Below are 20,143 nucleotides of genomic sequence, written 5' to 3'. Positions count from 1 at the left end.
TTCATCTGGGTCGGGACGAACGGACACGCCAGATCCCCCACGCCGTCGCGCACATTCGCTGCCACGGGCTCATCTGCGCCGCGCAGCTGTCTTTCGCTGACGGATTGGCGTTACTGTCGCCGTCGTGGAAGACACTCTCGACAACTGGTTCATACGCGAAATCCTGGTGCACGAGAGCGCGCTGATGCGCTATCTGCTGCGCAGCTGGTATCGCCGCGACGAGATCCATGACCTGCGCCAGGAAATCTACATACGCGTCTACGAGGCCGCGGCGAAAGCACGGCCGGCGATGCCGAAGTCCTTCATGTTCACCACCGCTCGCCACCTGATGACCGATCGTCTGCGCCGCGGGCGGGTCGTCTCGATCGATGCCGTGGGTGATCTGGATGCGCTGAACGTCCTGATAGATGAGATATCGCCGGAACGCCGGTTGAGCGCCCGCCAGGAACTGAAGCGCCTGACCGAAGCGTTCGACAGCCTGCCCGACCGATGTCGCGAGGCGGTCTGGCTGCGCCGGGTCGAGGAGCTGCCGCAAAAGGAAGTGGCGATGCGCATGGGCATCGGTGAGAAGACCGTGGAAAAACAGCTCGCCAAGGGCATGCGCTTGATCGCCGACTATTTTTTTGGCGGCGGCCAAGCGCAGCACGCGCCACGTCACGCTGCAGCCGGCATCGAACATGGAGGCGCTCATGACCAGCAGCAGGCAGATTGAACTCACTGCCTCCGCGTGGCTGGCCAAGCGCGACGCGGGCGCGTGGTCCGCGCACGACCAGAGCCAGCTGGATGCATGGCTGGCTGCCTCGGTTGCCCATCGCGTGGCTTTTCTGCGCCTCGATGCAGCCTGGCGGCAGAGCGACCGCCTGAAGGCCTTGGGTGCAGGCGTGCCGGCCGGCGTGGTGCCTGCGCGCGGAACCTGGGGCGTGCTTCCGTCTCACGGCCCGCGTGAAGTGCACGGTACGGTTGAGGCACAGCTCGATCGGTCGCAACACGACGCGCCGACTGGCAGTAACCCGGCAAGGTTCATGAGCGGCCCACCGAAGGAGAACCGCCGTCGCCTGCTTCGCTATGCCGTCGGTGCCGTCGCCCTGGTGATGATCGTGTCACTCGCCCTGGGTTGGCGACGTTACTCGGCGGTGGATCAGGCGCTTTATCGCACAGCCGTTGGCGGCCTGCAGGATGTGCCGCTGGCCGATGGTTCCGTCGTGACCCTGAGCAGTGACAGCCGCATGCTTGTCACGCTTTCCCGTGGCGAGCGCCGCATCGATCTGCAGCAGGGCGAGGCGTTCTTCAAGGTGGCCAAGGATCCCGACCGGCCGTTCGTGGTCAGCGCCGGCGAGCGCCGCGCGATTGCCGTCGGCACGCGTTATGACGTGCGCCGCGATGCGGCGGACCTGCGCGTGATCGTGACCCAGGGCGTGGTGCGGCTGGAGTCGGACAACGGGCCGGATGGACATCGCCAGCCAACCACCCTGCTTCCAGCCGGCAGCATCGCATTGGCAAGCGACACCGGGGTCGTGGTGCAATCCGGCTCGATGCAGCAGGCCGAAGAGCTCCTGAACTGGCGTAATGGCTTCATTTCCTTCCACGACACGCCGCTGGCCGCCGCCGCCGCGGAATTCAACCGTTACAACACCCGCAAGATCGTCATCGGCGACGCCTCGGTCGGCGCCATTCGCGTGGGCGGAAATTTCCGCTGGTCCAATGCCGACAGCTTCGTGCGGTTGCTCGAACTGGGCTTCCCGGTGCAAGCCGTGCGCAGTGACAAGACCATCGTCCTGAAGCGCCGGTAACGCCGCGTCGCGAATTCTCACCCGAGCCAACCACCCGCAAGAAGCAATGCACCATCCGGACCCGGCGTGCCCGGGGATGCCCGACGCAAACATGGCATGCGGGATTTGCGACATCCATACGTCACGCTAATCGATGGCGCCATCAGGCGCGCCACCCTGGGGAGAGGGTGACCATGATCCGTCCGTTCCGCACCACGCTGCTGGCCCTGGCCTGCTCGGCATCCGTCGCGGCTTACGCACAAGCCGACACCGTCAGACAGATCCGGATTCCGCCAGGCGATCTGGTCGCCGCGCTCGACAGCCTGGCCGCGCAGTCCGGCGCACAATTCATCTATCAGGCGGACCAGCTCAAGGGACTGCATACGCAAGGCGTGAATGGCGCGCTGTCGACGGACGATGCACTGAAACGCCTGCTGGACGGCACGGGCTTCACCGTTCATCGCGATCCTTCCGGAGCCGTGGTGATCCTCAAGACAAACGACCCGCATACCCCGCCACCGCGATCGACCCCCACCCACCCTTCAGCTGCCGCCGCAGCCGACCCGCAGACCGCCACCAAGCTCGAAGCGGTCCAGGTCACCGGCTCACGCATCCCTCGCGCCCAGATCGAGGGGCCAGCGCCAGTCACCACCATCACCGCGCGGGACATCACCAACAACGGTTTCGCCACCGTCGCGGACATGATGACCTCGCTGACCCAGAATCTCGGCGCGCTGGACAACAACCAGAACACCAATGGCTTCTCGCCGGGCGCGCAGGCGGTCGACCTGCGTGGGCTGGGCCCGAACCACACGCTGGTGCTGGTGAATGGGCGGCGCATTGCCGACTACCCGCAATCGTACGGCGGCAACAGCAATTTCACGGATATCTCGAACCTGCCCACCTCGCTGATCGATCGCGTGGAAATCCTCAGCGGCAGCGCTTCGGCGATCTACGGTTCGGACGCCATATCCGGCGTGATCAACTTCATCCTGAAGAAGAAGGCCGATGGCACCACCGTGGATTTCCGCGTGGGCGATACGCAGCACGGCGGCGGCAGTTCGCAGCGCCTGCAGATCTCCAGCGGTTTTTCCAGCGGCAAGTTCGACTCGGTCTTCGGCGTGGAGTTCGTCCATCAGCAGCCACTGTGGGGCTACCAGCGCAGTTTCACCGATTCGCGCCTGGATGCTCCCGGAGATCCTTCCCGGATTTCCGCCAGCCCGGTCTTCACGCGTATCGACGAGGACGGCGACTACATCGATCCGGGCAAGGCCACCTGCGACGCATTGTCCGCGCTTGACCACGGCTCGATCGTCTACGCCTATCGCCGGAATTACGGTTACTACTGCGGCAGTTACAAGGATGTGGGCTACGGCACCATGGAGAACGGACGCAAGGCGGTCAATTTCTATGGCACCGCCAGCTACCGCCTGACCGACAACATGGAGGCCTTCCTCGATGTGCAGGCGGCCACTTCGCACCAGGACAGCTACAACACGCCGCTGCAATGGCAGAACAGCTACCAGCTCAATGGCGATTCCACGCCGATCCCGTTCTACAACCAGGCCACCGGCCAGGTCGAGCAATGGCAGCGCAAGTATTTCACCATCGAGGAGAACGGCGGCTTTGGCCCCGGCCTGATCAGGAACATCAACAACACGTTGTCGCTGAATACCGGCATCAAGGGCAGCATCCCCGATACCAGCTGGACCTACGAGGCGCTGTTCGGACATTCGCAGAACGAACTGGAGAGCAAGGAACCGGCATTGATCTCGGCCAAGGCGCAGGCGCTGTACCTGGGCCCGTCGCTGGGCATCGACCCGGACAGCGGCTATGACATCTACAACGCGCCGATCAGCCGGTTGTACACCCCGCTCACCGTCGCCGAGTTCCGTTCGATCACCCAGGACTCGATCGATCACGACAAAAGCCGCGCAGAAAATTTCAGCCTGACGATGACGAATACCGACCTGTTCGACCTGCCGGGCGGCTCGGCCGGCTTCGCCGGTGTCGCCGAATACGGCAACCAGTATTACGGACTGAAACCCGATCCGTTGTCGCTGGACGGCACCTACTTCGGCCTGCACAACACCGGCGCGGTGGGCTCGCGCAATCATGCCGGCATGGGCGTGGAATTCAGTGCGCCAGTGCTGTCGACGCTGACCCTCACCGCCGCGGGCCGCTACGACCGCTACGAGTACGGCCCGACCACCGCGGGCAAGTTCACCTATTCGCTGGGCGTCGAATATCGTCCGTTCGACAGCCTGCTGTTGCGCGGCTCGGCCGGTACCGGCTTCCGCGCCCCCGATCTTTCCTACCTGTATGCCGGACTCAGCGGCTCGAGTTCGGACGGCACCGACTACTACCTGTGCCGCCGCGACGAACCCGGGTCCGGCCCCGACTACTACGATGATTGCAGCAATGGTGACGTGGGATTCAACGGCCGCAGCCATGGCAGCACCACGCTGAAGGACGAAACCAGCAAGTCGTTCACCTATGGCTTCGTCTACTCGCCGGTCCGCAACCTGGACATCAGCGCGGACTACTACATCATCAAATTGAACAACGAAGTGGAGTACCAGAGCAGCGACACCATCCTGCGCGAGGAGGCCGACTGCCGGCTGGGACAGACGGCCGCCGGCGTGCCGGTCGACATCAACTCCGGGCTATGCCAGCAAGTGTTAAGTCAGGTTGTACGCAATTCCGCCAGCGCCCCCAGCAATCCGGAAGGCATCACATCGGTACTCGTGCTGCCGATCAATGCCGCGGTCGACCGCACTTCCGGCGTGGACTTCAACACGCACTACCTGCTTGAAACGCAGCACGCGGGCACGTTCGATTTCAACCTCGGCCTCACCTATGTCGCCACCCACAAGGTGCAGCTGTTCAAGGGCGACCCCACGGTAAACGAGCTCACCGACCTGTACGACTATGTGATCCCGCGCAGCAAGGCTGGCTACTCGGTGGCCTGGACGCTGGGCAGGTTCACCACCACCGTGCATGGCTCACGCCTGGGCGGCCTGCCCAATTACGACGGCACGCAGCGGCTCGGCCCCACCTTCGTGTACAACGCGTCATTCAACTACCGCTTCACACCGCGCGCCACGTTGACCTTCGTGGTGGACAACCTGTTCGACAAGAAGCCGGCACCGGACAGCACCTGGACCAGCTACCCGTATTACTCCAGGAGCTGGTTCAACCCGATCGGCCGCGCCTACTTCATTGAAGCCAGCTATCGTTTTGGCGGCAGCGCAGGCCAGTGACGTTCTCGCATCACATCGCGTGGCCCCGCGCCGTGCGATGTACTGCCCATTGCAGCGGCGAAACGCATGCACGACTCGATCCATCCAGCTCGATCGAGCCCATATGTGCCGTGCAGGAAACTCAGACGTTGAACAGGAAGTGCAGCACGTCGCCGTCCTTGACGATGTAATCCTTGCCTTCCTTGCGCAGCCGCCCGGCCGCAGCGGCGCCAGCCTCGCCCTTGTACTGGATGAAGTCGTCGTAGCTCATCGTCTCGGCGCGGATGAAGCCGCGCTCGAAGTCGGTATGGATCACGCCCGCGGCCTGCGGCGCGGTGAAGCCGCGCTTGATCGTCCAGGCGCGCACTTCCTTCACGCCTGCAGTGAAGTAGGTCTGCAGGTCGAGCAGCCGGTAGCCGGCGCGGATCACCCGGTTCAGGCCAGGCTCGTCCAGCCCCATGTCCTTCAGGAATTCGTCGCGGTCGGCATCGTCCAGCTGCGCCATCTCTTCCTCGATGGCCGCGCAAACCGGTACCACTTCGGCGCCTTCGATGGCGGCGCGGGCGCGTAGGGCATCGAGCAGGGGATTGTTTTCGAAGCCATCGTCGGTGACGTTGGCGATATACATCAGCGGCTTCAGGGTGAGCAGGAACAGGTCGCGCACCAGCGCCTTCTCCTCTTCGTCCAGGCCCAGGCTGCGCGCCGACCGGCCTTCATTGAGGCCGGCCGAGAGCTTCTGCAACACCGGCTTCCGCGCCAGCGCTTCCTTGTCGTTCGCCTTGGCCGCGCGCTCGGCGCGGTTCAGCGCCTTGTCCACCGACTCCAGGTCGGCCAGCGCCAGCTCGGTATCGATGGTCTCGATGTCGGCGATCGGATCGACCTTGCCGGCGACGTGGATCACATCGCCCTCGAAGCAGCGCACCACATGGGCAATCGCGTCCACCTCGCGGATGTGCGCCAGGAACTTGTTGCCCAGACCCTCGCCCTTCGATGCACCGGCGACCAGCCCGGCGATGTCGACGAACTCGACGGCGGTCGGGATCACCTTCTGCGGATTGACGATGCCGGACAGCGCGTTCAGGCGCGGATCGGGCACCGGCACCACGCCGACGTTCGGCTCGATGGTGCAGAACGGGAAGTTGGCCGCAGCGATGCCCGCCTTGGTCAGCGCGTTGAAGAGGGTGGACTTGCCGACGTTAGGCAGGCCGACGATGCCGCATTTGATGCCCATGGGGGTTTTCCGGTGGGGAAACGCCAGACGCAAACCGATCGTTGGACAGGCTTGCGACTGACGTCTGCCGCTGTAGTTGAGGTGTTACTTGCGTTTGAGATCTTCGGGTGTGTGCAACTGCTGCATCGCCTTGTCGAACTGGCCATCCACCGCCAGCGGCAGCACGTCCAGCGCACGCGCGATGCCGTCGGTGATCGCATTCTCGTCCTGCGCCGACGGCCGGCCCAGCACCCACGGCGTGACCTGGTCGCGATGGCCTGGATGACCGATGCCCACGCGCAGCCGATGGAATTTGCCGTGACCGAGATGCGCCATGATGTCGCGCAGGCCGTTCTGGCCACCGTGGCCACCGTCGAACTTCATGCGCACGGTGCCGGCCGGCAAATCCAGGTCGTCGTGCGCGACCAGGCACTGCTCGGGCTCGATCTTGTAATAGCGCAGCGCCGAAACCATGGCGATGCCGCTCTTGTTCATGAAGGTGGCCGGCTTCAGCAGCCAGACCGGCTCGCCGCCGAGGCGCACCCGGCAGGCCTCGCCGTGCAGCTTGCCGTCGAAGCTGAAACGCTCGCCCTGCCCGGCCGCCAAGGCGTCCACAAGCCAGAACCCGGCGTTGTGCCGGGTTCGGAGGTATTCGGCACCGGGGTTGCCCAGTCCGACGATGAGTCGCAAACCAGCCATGCAGACAGGCAGCAGTGACGCCCCACGCTCCGATGGAGCGCGGGGCGACGCGGCTTACTTCTTGTCGTCCTTCTTGGCCGGTGCAGCGGCCGGAGCCGCAGCGGCGTCGGCCGGAGCTTCCTCGACCTCTTCCTGCACGGTGTTGGCCGTGACCACCGCGATATCGTGGCTCACGCCCAGGTGCAGGGCGGGAACTTCGACGCCGGCCGGCAGCTTCAGCTGCGACAGGTGCACGATGTCGCCCGGCTTCAGGTCGGCCAGGTCGAGCTCGATGAACTCCGGCAGGTTCTTCGGCAGGCAGGAGATTTCCACTTCGGTGAGGTTGTGCGAGATCACCACGCCCGAGGTCTTGCCGGCGGCCGACTTCTCCTGGTTGAGGAAGTGCAGCGGCACGCTGACGCGGATCGCCTCGTTCTCGTTCACGCGCAGGAAGTCCATGTGCATCATCAGCTGCTTGAACGGGTGCTTCTGCCAGTCGCGCACCAGCACCTTCTGCACGTTGCCGTCGACGTTCAGGTCGAGCACCGAGGAGAAGAACCACTCGTGCTTGGCGGCGAGCAGGATGGTGTTGTGCTCGATCTGGATGCTCTGCGGAGCCTGACCGGCGCCGTAGACGACGGCCGGCACGAAGCTCGCGTGACGCAGGCGGCGGCTCGCACCTTTCCCCTCGTCCTTGCGGCTCTGTGCCTTGATTTCATGAGTCTTGATCATTTCAGTACTGCCTTGGGTAGATGAACCGCCTCGCGGCGGCCGTTTGACTTTTCCGCGACCAGAAAAGTCGGTGTGTCATGGCGACCAGGTCGCCGTGACGATTAATCCACGTACAACGAACTCACCGACTCGCCAAAGGCGATGCGGCGAATGGTTTCTGCCAGCAGTTCGGCGACCGAGAGCTGGCGGATCTTGCTGCATGCCTGCGCCTCGGCGCGCAACGGCAAGGTGTTGGTGACCACCAGCTGGTCGAGCTGGGAGCCCTCGATATTGCTGATCGCCGCGCCGGACAGCACCGGATGCACGCAGTAGGCGACCACCTTGCGGGCGCCGCGCTCCTTCAGCGCCGCAGCCGCCGCGCACAGCGTGCCGGCGGTATCGACGATGTCGTCGACCATCACGCAGGTCTTGCCGTCGACGTCACCGATGATGTTCATCACGGTGGACACGTTCGCCCTTGGCCGGCGCTTGTCGATGATCGCCAGATCGGCATCGTCCAGCCGCTTGGCGATGGCGCGCGCGCGAACCACACCGCCGACGTCCGGACTGACCACGATCAGGTCGTCCATGCTGTGGTTGCGCCAGATGTCCGCCAACAGGATCGGCGAGGCATAGACGTTGTCCACCGGAATGTCGAAGAAACCCTGGATCTGGTCGGCGTGCAGGTCGACCGTCAACACCCGATCCACGCCCACCGTGCCGATCAGCTTGGCCACCATCTTCGCCGTGATCGGCACGCGCGCGGAACGCGGGCGGCGATCCTGGCGGGCATAGCCGAAATACGGCATCACCGCGGTGACACTGGCGGCCGAGGCACGCTTGAGCGCATCGACCAGAGTCATCAGCTCGAACAGGTTTTCCGCGCTCGGCGCGCCCGTCGGCTGAATGACGAACACTTCCTGGCGGCGGACGTTCTCCTCGATCTCGATCTGTACCTCGCCATCGCTGAACTTGCCGACCAGCGCCTTGCCGAGCGGCACGCCCAGGCGGTGGGCGACGTCCTCGGCCAGGGCACGATGGGCGTTACCGGTAAACAGCATCATCGGGGTGGACGTGTCCACGGTTGTTTCCTCGAAACCAACGACCAACATGAGTGGCTGGGGCGGCAGGATTCGAACCTGCGAATGCGGGAATCAAAATCCCGTGCCTTAACCAGCTTGGCGACGCCCCAGAATTTGTGTTCGCTCGTATCTGTACCCGTCGACCGCCGCCATGCCCCTTGGCAGACGTCGGCTTGTCGCATTGTTCAGTTCATGCCGCGATGACGCGACAACGCATCCTGCAAGGGTGAAACCTCGACACCTGAGGCCATCCAAGCCGTGAATGCCGTCGGGCACTGTGCGGCTACCGCCACGACCCGATCGAATGATTTCGCCTCCAGAAACACACAGCCGCCACTGCCGGAAAGCCGCGCCTCACCGAACCGGCCCAGCCAGTCCAGCGCCGCAGCGACCCGCGGATGCCGCGCGCGCACCACTGGCGCGAAGGCATTTTCCTTCGTTTCGCCGGAAGCAAAGGATGAAATTGTCGCCCGCGGGGCATTTCGTGTCAATTCAGCGGCTTGAAAAAGCGCTGCGGTCGGCACCGCCTCGTGCGGGTCAAGCACCACGTAATGGCGCCGCGGCAGGCTGATCGGGGTGAGTTTCTCGCCGATGCCTTCGGCCCAGGCCGAACGACCGCGCACGAACACCGGCACGTCGGCGCCCAGCTGGCGACCGAGTTCGGCCAGCACGTCCACGTCCAGATCCAGCCGCCACAGCCAGTTCAATGCCACCAGCACGGTCGCCGCGTCGGAGCTGCCGCCGCCCAGGCCACCGCCCATCGGGATGCGCTTCTCCACCTCGATCTCGGCGCCGGCTGCGACGCCCGCATGCGCCTGCAGCAGCCGCGCCGCCCGGACCACCAGGTCGGTCGCCTCCGGCACACCAGGCACCTCGCGCGTGCGCCTGATCGCGCCGTCGTCGCGCACGCGCAGACGGATCTCGTCGCCCCAGTCGAGCAGGCGGAATACGGTCTGCAGCTCGTGGTAGCCGTCCGGCCGCCGCCCGGTGATGCGCAGGAACAGGTTAAGCTTCGCCGGCGCCGGCCACACCCTCCATTCGCCCCGCGACAGCGGCAACAGCGGACGGCTCATGAACACCCGCAGATGGTCGGGAAAGCCATTCTCCCGATCACGCTGGCGTGCAAAGGCAAACATCGGCTCGTTCTTGTCGACCACCGCAAAACCATGTTGCGCGTAGAACGGCGCATTCCACGGCACGTCGGCCAGGGTGCCCAGATCGACGCGGCGGTAACCCGCCGCGCGCGCCCATTCGCAGGCATGCTCCAGCAGAGCCGCACCGATGCCGCGCCGGCCATGCTGCGGCAGCACGTCGAGTTCGGCGATGCCGATGCCGCCGCTGCCGAGATCGGTATCCAGCCAGACGAAGCCGACCGGTACCGCCGCCGCATCCAGCGCCACCCAGACCAGCCCGCAACCGATCGCCCGCTGCAGCAGCTCCGGCGGGATCGACACGGCCGCATAGGATGCCCACGCCGGATGGCCGCGGAACATCTGCACCGCCGCGCGCTCGATCGCGCACAGCGCATCGGCCTGGGCCGGGTTGGCGCGTTCAATGGAAAACGTCATGCGCGGGATCAGTTGAAATGCCACGACTCGATCGAAAGCCGCACCTTGTAGGGCGACTTCCCGGCGAACACCACGACCGGCAGTGGCGGCTGACGCGACTCGTCCCACTTGCGGTAGTCGACGCTCCAGCCGTCCTGCTGCAGCAGCGAAGGCAGCCGGTTGCTGCCGAAGCTCAGTTCGGCCTCCCCGCTGTCGGCACGCAGGCCGAGCACCCATGCGCGCAGGTCGCGCAACGGCACTTCCCAGCCCAGTGCCTTGTGCATCAGGAGCTCGGCATCCGGTCCGTGCAACGGGCCGCCGTCCAGCCCTTCGAGCAGGGCGCCATCCAGACCGCCGCTGAGACGGAAATTCATGCCGGAGATCGCCGGTCCACGCAGCACGAACTCATACTGGTCGCCGTTTTGCGTCCAGCTGAAACTGCCGCTGCCACCCGATTTGCCATCGGAAACACCGAGCCGGCCTTCCAGCGTCCAGTGATCGGCATGCGCCAGCGCCTGTTCGCGTGAGGCCTGCGCGGCGAGCAGGCCGGCATCGCCCTTGACGCGCACGGCCGGCACGCAGGCAGCAAGCAACAGCGGCAGGATGGCCGCGAGAATCCGTAGGCTTCGTTTCATGGATGCAGTCGCTTCAGGGTTTCCTGCAGGCTGGCGCTGCGCGGATCGAGCTTGCGCACCTCGTCGAAGATCTGCTGTGCATCCTGTCGACGGCCCTGTTTCCACAGCACCTCGCCCAGATGCACGCCCACATCGGCGTCCTTGTGCGCCAGCCATGCACCTCGCAGGGTCTGCGCTGCCAGGTCCAGGTGACCCAGCCGGTATTGCAGCCAGCCCCAGGAGTCGGCGATCGCCGGATCGTCCGGCTTGGCCTTGCGCGCCGCCTGCAACAGCTTCTCTGCCTCGGGCAGGTCACGGTCGGCATCGGCGAGGGTATAGCCCAACGCGTTGCTGGCATCGACATCGCCCGGCTTGAGCTTCAGCAGATGCTGGAAATCCTGCACCGCCTGATCGATCTGGCCTGCCTCGGCATAGGCCAGGCCGCGGCTGTAGAGCAAGGCCGGATCGTCCGGCGCCACCTGCAGTGCACGGCTGAATGCCTGTTCGGCCTGCGCATATTTCAGTTCGCGCAGATACAGTTCGGCATCGACCTGATAAGCCTGTTGCAACTGTTCGGGCTGATCGAGGTAATCCGCCTGCAGCTGATCGAGCAGCTGGTGCGCCTCGGCCACCTTGCCCTGCGCATGCAGGATCAGCGCGCTGCGCAGATCCGCGTCGAACGCATGCGTATCGTTGTCACCGACCTGGCCATACCAGGTCAGCGCCTCGGCATCGCGATGCTGCATCTCGGCGAGCTGGCCAAGCAGGTAGGCGCTCTGCTCGCGCACATCCTCCGGCGCCTGCTGCAGTTGCTGGTACAGCGCCGCCAGCGTCTTGTCGTCGTTGTTTCGCGCGGCCAGCGCCGCACGCAGGGAATAGGTGTCGCCGTTCTGCGTGCCATGCTCAAGCACCTTGGCCGCGCCGGCATAATCGCCATCCTGACTCAGCATGCTGGCGTAGGCCACGCGCAGCTGGACATTCTGCGGCGCCTTGTCGAGCGCCTTGTGCAGCAGCGTCCGCGCGCCGGCGCGATCGCCGTCCCGGAACTTCATCTGTGCCGCCCAGACGTAGGTCTCGACGTTCTTGAAGCGCTGCATGGCGGCCTCGGCGATCTGCACGGCATACGCATGCCGGCCGAACTTGTCGCCCAGCTCGCTCATCGCCAGCCACGCCTGCGGATCGGCGGGCAGCCGCTGTGGGGTCGCCAGTGCCTCCAGCAGCCGGGCCGCCTGGGCCTGGTCGCGGGCGCCCACCAGCACGCGGCCAAACTGGCGCCATGCATCCTTGTCGCCGCTGCCGATCAACAACTCCAGCTGGCGACGCGCCTCGTCGCCATCGCCGCGATCCAGCGCCAGTTCGGCGCGCGCCTCGGCCATCGCCACCGGTTTCGCACCCAACGCCTGCCAGCGATCCAGCGCACGCTGGGCGGCACCGCTGTCATGCACGGCGATCGCCAGCCGGGCCGCGCGTTCGGCCACCTGCGGATCGTTGCTGAGTGCCATCGCCTTGTCGTAATAGCCGGATGCCGCCTTCAGGTCCGTGCGACCCAGCGCCATCTCGCCGGCCAGCAGCTGCGCCAGCACGTCGTGGTCGGCATCAGGCGTGGTCACCACCAGTCGCGACAACGGCTGAACCGAGACTGCGGACTGCGCCTGCCGCGAAGGCCCGCTGGCACACGCCACAAGGCTGAGCGCCAGCGCCATCGCTGCCGTAAAATGCCGCAGTTGCTTGAACTTGGCCGCCCTGCTCCGCACACTACTCTCCGTCAATTCGTCTGTTTCGGCGGTACCGACCATCACATCGGGCGCCTGATCAAGCTTAGCCTACGCCGCCGACACCTGCCGCCGGGATGTTCCTCACACCATGCCGCTGATCGCCCTCGGGCTCAATCACCTCACCGCGCCGGTCAGCCTGCGCGAGCAGGTGGCGTTCGATGCGGACGCCGCCGGCGAGGCGCTGCTCGAACTGACCCGCGAGCCTGGTGTGGAGGAGGCGATGATCCTTTCCACCTGCAACCGCACCGAGCTGTACGTCGGGGTGAGCACCGGTGCCGAGGACATCCCGCAGGCATGGCTCAGCCGCCATCATCATCTGACCCCCGGCAAGCTGGGCGAGTTCCTGTACCGGCACGACGAGCAGGACGCCGTGCGCCACATGTTCCGCGTCGCCACCGGACTGGACTCGATGGTCCTCGGCGAACCGCAGATCCTCGGCCAGGTCAAGGACGCCTACCAGCAGGCACGCGAGGCGCAGGCCCTGAAAGCGCCGCTGGACCGCCTGCTGCAGCACACGTTTGCGGTGGCCAAGCGCGTACGCACCGACACCCGCATCGGCGCGCACACCGTATCGGTCGCGTACACCGCGGTACGGCTGGCCGAACAGGTATTCACCGACCTGCAGCAGGCCTGCGTGCTGCTGATCGGCGCCGGCGAGACCATCGAGCTGGCCGCGCGCCATCTCGCCGAGAAACAGGCACGCCGGCTGATCGTCGCCAACCGCACGCTGGAAACCGCGCAGGAACTGGCCGGCCGCTACGGCGGCTACGCGATCGCCCTGGCCGACCTGCCACAGCACCTGGCCGAGGCCGACATCGTGATCTCCTCCACCGCCGCACGGCAGCCGGTGGTGACCCGCGGCATGGTCGAACAGGCGATGGCGACACGCCGGCGCAAACCGATGTTCATGGTCGACATTGCGGTGCCGCGCGATATCGAAGCGACGGTCGGCGATTTGCCCGATGTGTACCTGTACGGGATCGATGACCTGCGCCAGGTGATCGACGACAACCGCCGCTCGCGCGAGGCCGCCGCCCAGGAGGCCGAGGCGATCATCGACCTGCAGGTGGATCGCTACATGGCCTGGCGTCGCGCGCTCACGCTGCGCAATCCCGCACTGGACATGCGCCAGCATGCGGAGGTCTACCGCGACGAAGTGCTGGACAAGGCCCGCGCCATGCTCGCGCGCGGCAAGCCGGCCGACGAGGCGCTGGCCTTTCTCGCCAACACGCTGACCAACAAGCTGCTGCACCACCCCAGCGCGCGCCTGCGCGAGGCGGCACTGAGCGGCGACCTGGACCTGCTGCAGGCGGCGGAGCGACTGTACGGACGGGATCAAGAAGTGAGTGAAGAGTAGCGAGCAATTGGAGCAAGCACCTCCGCCGCCTTTACTCTTTTCTCACTTCTCTTCACTCACTCCTCAGCCATGACCCCATCGATCCGCCGCAAGCTCGAAGCACTCGCCGAGCGCCACGAGGAAATCGGCCTGCTGCTGTCGCAGCCGGACGTGCTCGCCGACAACACCCGCTTCCGCGAGCTGTCGCAGGAGTATGCCCAGCTCGAACCGATCGCCGGCTCATTGCGCGAGCATGACCAGGCCGAACGCGAACTGGCCGAGACGCGCGCGATGCTGGACGATCCCGAACTGCGCGAGATGGCGGCCGACGACATTTCCCGGCTGGAGCGGCGCCTGCTCGATCTCGATGGCGAACTGCAATTGCTGCTGTTGCCGAAGGATCCGCGCGACGAGGCGAACCTCTACCTGGAAGTGCGCGCCGGCACCGGCGGCGACGAGGCGGCGATATTCGCCGGCGACCTTTTCCGCATGTACCTGCGCTACGCCGAAAACCGGCGCTGGCACGTCGAGGTGCTCAGCGAGCACGCCGGCGAACACGGCGGCTACAAGGAAATCGTCGCCCGTGTCGAGGGCAAGGGCGCCTACTCGCAACTGAAATTCGAATCCGGCACCCACCGCGTTCAGCGTGTGCCGGAAACCGAATCGCAGGGACGCATCCACACTTCGGCCGCCACTGTGGCGATCCTGCCGGAACTGGACGAGATCGACGAGATCGAGATCAACCCGGCCGACCTGAAAACCGACACCTTCCGCGCATCGGGCGCCGGCGGCCAGCACGTCAACAAGACCGACTCGGCGATCCGCATCACCCACCTGCCCACCGGCACCGTAGTGGAGTGCCAGGAAGAACGCAGCCAGCACAAGAATCGTGCCCGCGCGATGAGCCTGCTCAAAGCGCGCCTACTCGATGAGGCGCAGGGCAAACAGAGCGCCGCACAGGCCGAATCGCGCCGCCTGCAGGTAGGCTCGGGCGACCGCAGCCAGCGCATCCGTACCTACAACTATCCGCAGGGCCGGATCACCGACCACCGCATCAATCTCACCCTGTATCGCCTGCCCGAAGTCATGCAGGGCGACCTGCGCGAATTGATCGACACGCTCACCCGCGAACATCAGGCCGATGAATTGAGAACGCTGACGTCCGGTTGAAGATCGCGCTTGGCGACGATGCAGGCATACGTTAGCGTTGTCGGATGAATGCTTTCCAATCCCCCGAACTCGATGCCCTGTTGGAGCGTCTGGCCCAGCTGATCGAAACCGCCGCCTGCGCCGAAGCGGCGCAGCTGGCCGAAGAGGCGCTGCCACGCTTTCCGGACTCCGCCGAACTGCTGCGTCTCCATGCGATTGCCGCGCTGCAGCTTGATCGTCGCGAGGATGCGTTGCGACTGTTGCAGCAGGCCGAGCAGCTCAGCCCCGACAGCCTGCCCGTGCAATGCAACCTGGCCAGCGTGGAAATTGCCGACAACCGTGCCGATGACGCGATCGAACGCATGCGCGCCGCACTGCGCAAGGCGCCCGGCAATCCGACGATCCTGCTGATTCTCGGCAATGCGCTGATGGCTGCGGCGCGTTATGCGCAGGCACGCGAGTCCTATGCGATGGCGACCCACGGCATGCCGGCTCATCCAGGCCTGAGGGTCAACCTGGCAGCAGCCGAACTGGAACTTGGTCATCCCGAGCAATGCTCCGTCCACGCCAGTGAGGCACTGCAGATTGCACCACGCATGGGCAGCGCCCATGCCATGCTGGGCCAGGCCCATCGCTTGCGCGGCCAGGCCGCCGAAGCGGCACAAGCTTTCTTGCGCGCCGAACAACTGGAGCCGGCAGAGAGCGAGCATCCTTACCATGCCGCACTCATGCTGGATGACCTGGGCCGGCTGGACGACGCCCAGGCAGCCTATGCGCGCGCGCTACAGCTGAATGGCAACCATGGCGCCGCACTCAGCCAGCGCATCTACACACTGCGCCGGCTCTGCCAGTGGAGTGAGCTTGACCTGTTGAGCGCACGCTTGCGGGTGGCGGTTGCCGGCGGCATGCGCGGCGTCACTCCCTTCAGCTTTCTCGCCGAGGACGCCTCGGCCGAGGAACAGCGCCATTGCGCCGAGACATTTGCGGCCACCATCGAAACCCAAATGGCACCGTTGCGCCGGCAACTGGCCTTCATTCATCCGATGCCCGCCGCCGACACCCCGATCCGGATTGGCTTCGTCTCCAATGGATTCGGCGAACACGCAACCGGGTTGCTCATCGTGGCGATGCTCGAAGCGCTCAAATCCAGCGACCTGGAGATTCACCTCTACGCCACTGCTCCCAGTGACGGCGGCGCGATCCGCCAACGCCTTGAAGCCGTCTGCCACGTGCACGACATCGCCGATATGCACCTTGCGGCACAGGCGCAGCGCATCCAGGCCGACAGCATCGAGGTCTTGATCGACCTGAGTGTTTATTGCGAAGGCTCCAATGCCAAGTTGTTTGCCCTGCGTCCGGCCCCGTTGCAGGTCAACTGGCTGGGCTACCCGGGCAGCTCCGGCGCACCCTGGCTGGACTACATGCTGGCGGATGCAGTCGTACAGCCCGATCATCTGCGCGCCACCATCAGTGAAAAGCTGGTGCGGCTGCCGCGCTGTTTTCAACCCAGCGACACCAGCCGGGCCATCGCGCCGGCGCCGGGGCGCGAAGACTGCGGCCTGCCTGCACGAGGCATCGTGTTCGCCTGCTTCAATGCGAGTTACAAGATCAATCCAGCGTCCTTCACCCGCTTCATGGATATCCTCGCGCAAACCCGGGACAGCGTACTGTGGCTGCTGAGCGGACCTGAAGATGCCAACCATCGGCTGCGCGACCAGGCCCTGCTGGCCGGCATCGCGGCGGAACGCCTGATCTTCATGCCCAAACTGCCGCATGCCGAATACCTGTCCCGCTACCAGCATGTCGATCTGTTTCTCGACACCCTGCCCTACAACGCCCATACCACGGCTTCCGATGCACTGTGGGCAGGTTGTCCGGTACTGACCTGTGCCGGCGAAACGTTTGCCGGCCGGGTGGCCGCCAGCCTGCTCCAGCATGCGGGTCTGCCCGAACTGGTGACTGAGGATGAGGCCGCTTTCGTGGCCCTGGCGGTCAGCCTGGGCGGCAATCACCAAGCCTTGCAGTTGTTACGGCATCATCTGGAGCAGCAACGGATCGGCGGCAGCCTGTTCGACATGGCCGGCTACAGTTCCGATTTCCGACGTGCGGTGCAGGCGATGGTCGCCAGGCGACGGATCGGCCGCCCGGCTGCCGATATTGATATCCACTAAAAACCATCAGGTGCCGCAATGGGTGAGCACGCCGGGCATTACAGCAAAGAGCTGGAAAAGCTGCAGCACAATCTGATCCGTCTGCAGCACGAATTGCACGTGAGCGGCAAGCGCCTCCTGGTGATTCTCGAAGGCCGCGACGCCGCCGGCAAGGGCGGCGTGATCAAACGCATCACCGAGAGCATGGATAACCGCGGCTACCGCATCGTCGCACTGCCCAAGCCGAACGAGCGTGAATCGACGCAGTGGTATTTCCAGCGTTACGTCGAGCATCTGCCCAGCGCCGGCGAATTGGTGCTGTTCGACCGCAGCTGGTACAACCGCGCCGTGGTGGAGCCGGCCATGGGCTTCTGCAGCAAGGCGCAGTACTCGGCATTTCTCAAAGCGACGCCGACCTTCGAAAAGCTGTTGACCGACGATGGCATCATCCTGCTCAAGTACTGGCTGGCGGTGGATCAGGCCGAGCAGGAGCCGCGCCTGGCCGAGCGCGCCAACGACCCGCTCAAGCGCTGGAAACTTTCACCGGTGGATCTGGCCGCACGCAGGAAATATGCCGCAATGGGCAAACTGCGCGACACCATGATCGAACGCACGCACACGACCAACGCTCCCTGGTTCGTGGTCGACTTCAACGATCAGAAACGTGGCCGCATCAACCTGATCCGGCACCTGCTGCAACAAGTGCCATGGCATGACGCACCGATCGCCGACGTGAAACTGCCCGCGCTGAAGGGCAAGCCGAAACGCGAGCACGTTACCGACAAGGCCGTGTGGGTACCCGATACGTTCTGAGCCTCAGCCCGTATGAAATCCGCGCAGCTCCTGCGCGGGCATCTCTGCCCGGCTGACCGCATCCACCTTCGCTGCCGGCGGTCCCTGGCGCAGCCATCGCTCCAGCGCATCGAGCGCTTCCGCCGTACCGCTGGCCAGCACTTCGACCCGACCATCCGGCAGGTTCTTCGCGTGACCGGTCAGCCCCAGACGCAATGCCTGATCACGGGTACTGGCACGATAGAACACGCCCTGCACCCGCCCACTGACGATGAATTTCGCCGCCGGCATCACTTGCCGTCGATGGCCGCACCCAGCGAAGCGGCGGTGACCGGGCCGACGAACGGCTTGGCCACCTTCCCGTCCGGGCTGATCAGGTACGTGGTCGGCAAACCACGCGGCTCGTCGAAATCCTTCAAGGGTTTGTCCAGCGTAACCTGGGCGATCGGATATACCACCGGATGCTTGGCGACGAAGGCCTTGATGTCGGCCGGATCGCTGTCGTCGTAAGCCAGCCCGATCGCGACGACGTTCTTGTGCGTGGCGACGAACCGCGAAATATCCGGCATTTCCTTGATGCATGGCACACACCAGGTCGCCCAGAAATTGACGATCACCCATTTGCCGCGCTGTGCCGCAAGATCGAAGGTCTTGCCGTCCAGCGTAGTGACCTTGAGCGTGGGCTGCGCCGGCATTGCCGCATGCGCGGGCGCGATGCACCCGCATGCGAAGGCCAACACAGCAAACGATTTGAACAGTGTCATGCAGTTTCCTCGGATTCGATGGATGCCGGCGCCGGGAACACCTGGTGCAGCCGCGTACCCAACTGGATGTCCAGCGCCACGGCCACCCTGGCGAGCACGCCGATCAGTTCGGCAGGCAATTCCAGGCCAAGCTGTGCCGCTTCCTCGGCGGGCCTCAACGGCAGACGATAACCGGTATGGCTGTAGATCCGCAGCAGGTCGGTACTGTCGAGACTGCGACAGAGCAGCCAGCCGCCCGTCTCGCCCTGCCGGATCAACTCGGCGCGTCGCAGATCGTCGAAATAGGCGGCAATCAATCCACTGCGCAGATACGGCTCGCGCAGTCGCACAGCCGCCGGATCCACACAGTTACCCGCGCGCTGCGCCTCGATGAAGTGCCGCAGCACCACCATCAGGCCGAGGAACTCCGACCCTTCCGGCAGGCTTTTGTCCGGTGCCTGGTATTCGAAGGATGAGATCGACGCGGCAATCGACGCACCAAGGATCACGATGATCCAGGACAGATAGATCCACAGCAGGAAGATCGGCAGCGCCGCCAGCGCACCATAGATCTGCTGGTAGGTATGCGCGCCGTGCACGAACCAGCGGAAACCCCATCGCGCAAACTCGAACAACAGCGCGCCGAGCAACGCGCCGATCGTCGCATCGCGTTTCGCCACGTGCCGATTCGGCACCACCACGTACAACAGCCACAGCGTGATGAAGGTGACCACGAACGGCAGCGCGCGCAGCAGCCGGCCACCCAGCCCGAGCTGCACGGCCGTGCCCTGCAGCAGGGGCAACGCCGTGATGTACGAACTCACCGCGAGGCCGCCGACCACCAGGATCGGCCCCAGCGTCAGCGCCGCCCAGTACAGCAGCAGGCGCGAGACCCATCCGCGTGGCCGCTGCACCCGCCAGATCCGGTTCAACCGGTCCTCGATGCTGACCATCATCGAGATCGCGCTGAACAGCATCACCAGGATACTGATGCCGGTCAGCCCGCTGGCATTGCTGGCGAACACCTGCAACGCCTCCTGCACATGATGGCCGGCGGCCGGCACGAAATTGCGGAACACGAAATCGAGCAAGGTATCGCGTGCCTCCGCGAACACCGGAAACACCGAGAACATCGCCAGCGCCGCCACCATCAACGGCACCAGCGACACCAGTGTGGTGTAGGACAACGCTCCGGCCGTCTCGAAACACTTGTCGTCGACGAAGCGCTGCCAGAGGAAGCGGCTGAAACTCGAGGTGCGGTCGCGGTCGTAACGCAAGGCCATGGATATCCCTTCGTGGATTGCCACCCCGCCACAGGCGCGACGGCAACATCGGCGGCATCACT

The 20,143-nt window shown here is 65.0% G+C and carries 17 protein-coding genes and 1 tRNA gene; 7 read left to right on the top strand and 11 right to left on the bottom strand.

The annotated features are described in order from the left end of the window. The first annotated feature begins 124 nt into the window (after positions 1-124). The 3 genes from B0E46_RS15060 to B0E46_RS15050 all read left to right on the top strand — a co-directional run bounded on the left by B0E46_RS15060 (position 125) and on the right by B0E46_RS15050 (position 5,032). A complete protein-coding gene (locus tag B0E46_RS15060; RefSeq protein WP_139350571.1) occupies positions 125-712 on the top strand; it encodes an RNA polymerase sigma factor in 588 nt (195 codons plus the stop codon). Next, positions 690-1,790, top strand: a complete 1,101-nt coding sequence (locus tag B0E46_RS15055) for a FecR domain-containing protein (RefSeq protein ID WP_077556922.1) — start codon at positions 690-692, stop codon at positions 1,788-1,790. The genes B0E46_RS15060 and B0E46_RS15055 overlap by 23 nt, the downstream gene beginning before the upstream one ends. A 173-nt stretch (positions 1,791-1,963) precedes the next feature. Beyond that, positions 1,964-5,032, top strand: a complete 3,069-nt coding sequence (locus tag B0E46_RS15050) for a TonB-dependent receptor (RefSeq protein WP_077556581.1) — start codon at positions 1,964-1,966, stop codon at positions 5,030-5,032. A 121-nt stretch (positions 5,033-5,153) separates the two neighbouring features. Here B0E46_RS15050 and ychF read toward each other — a convergent pair whose 3' ends face one another. The 8 genes from ychF to B0E46_RS15010 all read right to left on the bottom strand — a co-directional run bounded on the left by ychF (position 5,154) and on the right by B0E46_RS15010 (position 12,556). Then, positions 5,154-6,242: a redox-regulated ATPase YchF gene (gene ychF / locus B0E46_RS15045; RefSeq protein ID WP_077556580.1), complete on the bottom strand. Its 1,089-nt coding sequence runs from the start codon at positions 6,240-6,242 to the stop codon at positions 5,154-5,156. Positions 6,243-6,326: 84 nt separating this feature from the next. After that, positions 6,327-6,920, bottom strand: coding sequence for an aminoacyl-tRNA hydrolase (gene pth, locus B0E46_RS15040; RefSeq protein ID WP_077556579.1), 594 nt, complete (start codon positions 6,918-6,920; stop codon positions 6,327-6,329). A gap of 54 nt (positions 6,921-6,974) precedes the next feature. Further along, complete coding sequence (locus tag B0E46_RS15035) at positions 6,975-7,631, bottom strand: 50S ribosomal protein L25/general stress protein Ctc (RefSeq protein WP_077556578.1); 657 nt, start codon at positions 7,629-7,631, stop codon at positions 6,975-6,977. A 101-nt stretch (positions 7,632-7,732) separates the two neighbouring features. Further along, on the bottom strand, positions 7,733-8,722 hold the full coding sequence (locus tag B0E46_RS15030; protein ID WP_305775363.1) for a ribose-phosphate diphosphokinase: 990 nt from the start codon (positions 8,720-8,722) through the stop codon (positions 7,733-7,735). Positions 8,723-8,725: 3 nt separating this feature from the next. After that, positions 8,726-8,802: transfer RNA gene (locus tag B0E46_RS15025), tRNA-Gln, on the bottom strand. Positions 8,803-8,877: 75 nt separating this feature from the next. Next, positions 8,878-10,260 carry a 4-(cytidine 5'-diphospho)-2-C-methyl-D-erythritol kinase gene (ispE, locus tag B0E46_RS15020; protein ID WP_077556577.1) on the bottom strand — a complete coding sequence of 461 codons (1,383 nt, stop codon included), beginning with the start codon at positions 10,258-10,260 and terminating at the stop codon, positions 8,878-8,880. 8 nt (positions 10,261-10,268) lie between these two features. Next, entirely contained in the window at positions 10,269-10,874 is a 606-nt protein-coding gene (gene lolB / locus B0E46_RS15015) for a lipoprotein insertase outer membrane protein LolB (protein ID WP_077556576.1), read from the bottom strand. Beyond that, positions 10,871-12,556, bottom strand: coding sequence for a tetratricopeptide repeat protein (locus B0E46_RS15010; protein WP_077556920.1), 1,686 nt, complete (start codon positions 12,554-12,556; stop codon positions 10,871-10,873). The genes lolB and B0E46_RS15010 overlap by 4 nt, the downstream gene beginning before the upstream one ends. 160 nt (positions 12,557-12,716) lie before the next feature. Between B0E46_RS15010 and hemA the strand changes: the two genes are divergently transcribed. From hemA to ppk2, 4 genes are all read left to right on the top strand, one after another. Further along, entirely contained in the window at positions 12,717-13,985 is a 1,269-nt protein-coding gene (gene hemA / locus B0E46_RS15005; RefSeq protein ID WP_077556575.1) for a glutamyl-tRNA reductase, read from the top strand. A 69-nt stretch (positions 13,986-14,054) separates the two neighbouring features. Continuing rightward, on the top strand, positions 14,055-15,134 hold the full coding sequence (prfA, locus tag B0E46_RS15000; RefSeq protein ID WP_077556574.1) for a peptide chain release factor 1: 1,080 nt from the start codon (positions 14,055-14,057) through the stop codon (positions 15,132-15,134). Between the two features lie 44 nt (positions 15,135-15,178). Continuing rightward, positions 15,179-17,284, top strand: coding sequence for a glycosyltransferase family 41 protein (locus B0E46_RS14995; RefSeq protein ID WP_077556573.1), 2,106 nt, complete (start codon positions 15,179-15,181; stop codon positions 17,282-17,284). A gap of 18 nt (positions 17,285-17,302) precedes the next feature. Then, complete coding sequence (gene ppk2 / locus B0E46_RS14990; protein WP_077556572.1) at positions 17,303-18,076, top strand: polyphosphate kinase 2; 774 nt, start codon at positions 17,303-17,305, stop codon at positions 18,074-18,076. A gap of 3 nt (positions 18,077-18,079) precedes the next feature. Here ppk2 and B0E46_RS14985 read toward each other — a convergent pair whose 3' ends face one another. The 3 genes from B0E46_RS14985 to B0E46_RS14975 are packed head-to-tail and all read right to left on the bottom strand — an operon-like array spanning position 18,080 to position 20,081. Beyond that, a complete protein-coding gene (locus B0E46_RS14985) occupies positions 18,080-18,346 on the bottom strand; it encodes an acylphosphatase (RefSeq protein ID WP_077556571.1) in 267 nt (88 codons plus the stop codon). Next, the gene (locus B0E46_RS14980) at positions 18,346-18,819 is read right to left on the bottom strand and encodes a TlpA disulfide reductase family protein (RefSeq protein WP_077556570.1); all 474 of its coding nucleotides are present in this window, start codon (positions 18,817-18,819) and stop codon (positions 18,346-18,348) included. Before B0E46_RS14980 ends, B0E46_RS14985 begins: the two co-directional genes overlap by 1 nt. Next, the gene (locus tag B0E46_RS14975) at positions 18,816-20,081 is read right to left on the bottom strand and encodes a YihY family inner membrane protein (protein WP_077556569.1); all 1,266 of its coding nucleotides are present in this window, start codon (positions 20,079-20,081) and stop codon (positions 18,816-18,818) included. Before B0E46_RS14975 ends, B0E46_RS14980 begins: the two co-directional genes overlap by 4 nt. Positions 20,082-20,143 lie beyond the last annotated feature (62 nt).

The organism is Rhodanobacter sp. B04 (genome assembly GCF_002001125.1).
Classification (GTDB): domain Bacteria; phylum Pseudomonadota; class Gammaproteobacteria; order Xanthomonadales; family Rhodanobacteraceae; genus Rhodanobacter.
This window is presented reverse-complemented; position numbering and strand designations above follow the sequence as displayed.